This is a genomic window from Pseudomonas protegens, from assembly GCF_003732485.1.
Taxonomy (GTDB): Bacteria; Pseudomonadota; Gammaproteobacteria; order Pseudomonadales; family Pseudomonadaceae; genus Aquipseudomonas; species Aquipseudomonas protegens_B.
Genome location: NZ_MOAK01000036.1, coordinates 66,877 through 69,567, shown reverse-complemented (window position 1 = coordinate 69,567; position 2,691 = coordinate 66,877). Strand labels below are relative to the sequence as shown.

Genomic DNA, 2,691 nt, shown 5'->3' with positions numbered 1-2,691 from the left:
CCTGTAGCCGCTGCTGCACGCCCGCCATGCGGGCGTCGCCTTTGCTCCCTTCCTTATCCGGCTTCACACACTGCGGCCAAGGCCGAGCCGCGCTAACGGAATAGCCATGAAACTCTCTCGCCTGGTCCTGCCGCTTTGCCTTCTGCCCTGCGCCGATCTGCTGGCCGACACCTCCGAGCGCGATCACGCCCTGAAACTGCCCGAGATGCTGATCAGCGCCAACCGTCAGGTGGAAGCTCGCAACGACAGCAGCGCCGCCAACACCGTGTTCACCCGGGAAGACATCGACCGCCTGCAACCCGGCAGCCTCACCGACCTGCTGCAGCGGGTGCCGGGGGTACAGGTCGCCCAGAGCGGCGGGCGCGGCAGCCTGCCGAATATCTTCATCCGCGGCACCAGCTCGGCCCAGAGCCTGGTGCTGCTGGACGGCCAGCGCATCAGCAGCTCATCGAGCGGCGACAGTAACCTGCAGTTCATCAGTATCGAGCAGATAGAAAGGGTGGAAGTACTGCGTGGCTCGCGCTCAGTGATCTATGGCAGCGACGCCATTGGCGGGGTGATCCAGATCTTCACCCGGCGCGGCGTCGAGTCGGGGCTGCAGGGGCGCATGCGTTTCGCCGCCGGCAGCAACCAGACCTGGGAACGCAGCCTGGGGCTGTCCGGTGGAGATCAACAGACACGCTTCAGCCTCGGCGCCAACCTGGATGAAACCGCCGGGATCGACTGGACCCACGAATCGTTCCCCAGCGATGCCGACCATGATGGCTACCGCAACAAGTCGTTGAGCTTCACCCTCAGCCATGCGCTGAACGATGACCTGGAGATGGGCCTCAACCTGCTGGATAACCGTGGTCGCACGCGCTATGACAACCCCTTCGGGCGCTACGACTCAAGCTATAACGTCTTCGCCCAGGACCCTTACACCGACTTCAGTGTCAGCAGCGTCAGCGGCTATCTCGATGCGCACATCAATGATTACTGGACATCGCGAGTAGAGCTTGGGCATAGCGAGAACCGCGACCTCAAGCGCGACAAACTCAGTGACGAACGAAACGTATTCAATACCTACCGGGACTCGCTGAACTGGCAGAACGATCTGCGCCTGGACGAACACAACAGCCTGATCCTCGGCGCTGACTGGTACGAAGACCGGCTCAACACCAGCCCGGCGCGATTTGCCGAAGACAGCCGCTGGAACCGGGCGGCCTTCATTCAGCACCGCTTTCGCGGTGACAGTTTCTCCACCGAGCTGGGTCTGCGCCGCGACCAGAACCAGCAATATGGCAGCCAGAACACTTGGAGCGGCACCTTTACCCTGCCGCTCAACCCGGACAATGACCTGCTGCTGTCCTATAGCGAAGGTTTTCGGGCGCCCAACTTCAGCGATCTGTATTACCCCGGCTTCAGCAACCCCGACCTCAAGCCGGAACACTCCAAGAGCTATGAATTGCAGTGGCGTAACCAACTGACGCAAAGCAATCGCCTGGAGGCCTCGATCTACCGCACCGATATCAAGGACGCAATTATTTATGACCGCATAGCGCAACGCCCGGAAAACGTTGGCGCAGCGAGAATCAACGGTTTCGAAGCGGCCCTGAAACAGGAACTGTTCGGCTGGCAGACCAGCATCGGCACCGCCATCATTGATCCGCGCAATCGCAAGGATGGCCATCAGCTGCCGCGCCGTGCCCGCCGCACCTTGAATCTGGATCTAGACCGGCAGTTCGACCAATTGGCACTAGGTGCCAGTTGGCAACTGGTGAGCAAGAGCCGTGAGGACTTGAGCACGAAAAAGCAGGTCCCGATTGGCGGCTACGGCCTGCTCGGACTGCGAAGCAGTTGGGCAATCAATCAGGAAGTGAAGCTAGACCTGAAACTCGACAACATCTTCGACAAGTCCTATACCCGCGCGCTCTACGAGTACAACGGCAACGACTATAACTACCGCGAAAAGGGCCGTACCTGGATGTTCGGCGTGACCTGGACGCCTGAGCTGTAAGATCCGCCGCCTTCGCCGGCAAGCCGGCTCCTACAGAACTCCGTAGGGCATAGTCCGCCGGCGAAGGGGCTCAACGCTCTGGCGCGATAAGGGCACAGAGCTTGGCGGTTGCCGCGATCATCTGCCCGCTGGGCCGTTCCAGGCCCTTGTCCCTCACCAGTAATAACCGTCCCTGCTGCACCGCCGCGATCTGCGGCCAGGCCTTCCAGGCATCCAACTGCCCCTGGGCGGTGGCGAGGATCGCCTGCGGATTGCGCTGCAATACCGACTCGATACTGACCTGGGGCGCTGGCAGCGGCTGCTCGGCAAACACATTGCGTGCGCCGCAAACGCTCAAGGCTTCACTGATGATCTGACCACCGCCCACGGTGTACAGCGGCGAGTCCCAGACCTGATAGAACACCGGCAGCGGCGGTTCACGGTGATAGCGGGCGCGCAGTCCGGCCAGTTGCCCGTTCAACTCGGCGGCCAGTTCGCGGCCAGCCGCCGGGCGACCCAGACGCTCGCCGATCTCGGCGATCTGCGCGGTCAGTTGCTGGAAGTCATGGGGTTCAGCAACAAAGGTGGGGACTCCCAGGCGCGCCAACTGATCGCGCTGGGCCGGACCGACACTGCCCGGCCAGAGCAACAGCAAATCAGGCTTGAGGCTCAGCAGGCGCTCGATATCCAGTTGGCCGTAACGCCCCACCGAA

Annotated in this window: 2 protein-coding genes; one reads left to right on the top strand and one right to left on the bottom strand. The window is 61.9% G+C overall.

Going from position 1 to position 2,691, the window contains the following annotated elements; all coding sequences use genetic code 11:
* Positions 1 to 106 precede the first annotated feature (106 nt).
* Positions 107 to 1,999, top strand: coding sequence for a TonB-dependent receptor plug domain-containing protein (locus BLX41_RS07245; protein ID WP_123724335.1), 1,893 nt, complete (start codon positions 107 to 109; stop codon positions 1,997 to 1,999).
* Positions 2,000 to 2,069: 70 nt separating this feature from the next.
* Here BLX41_RS07245 and BLX41_RS07240 read toward each other — a convergent pair.
* On the bottom strand, positions 2,070 to 2,691 hold a 622-nt coding region (locus BLX41_RS07240), incomplete at its 5' end, for an ABC transporter substrate-binding protein (protein ID WP_259744514.1).

What these genes read in the sequence shown, in the direction of transcription:
- BLX41_RS07245 (WP_123724335.1), top strand. Translation starts at nt 107, where the DNA reads ATGAAACTCTCTCGCCTGGTCCTGCCGCTTTGCCTTCTGCCCTGCGCC.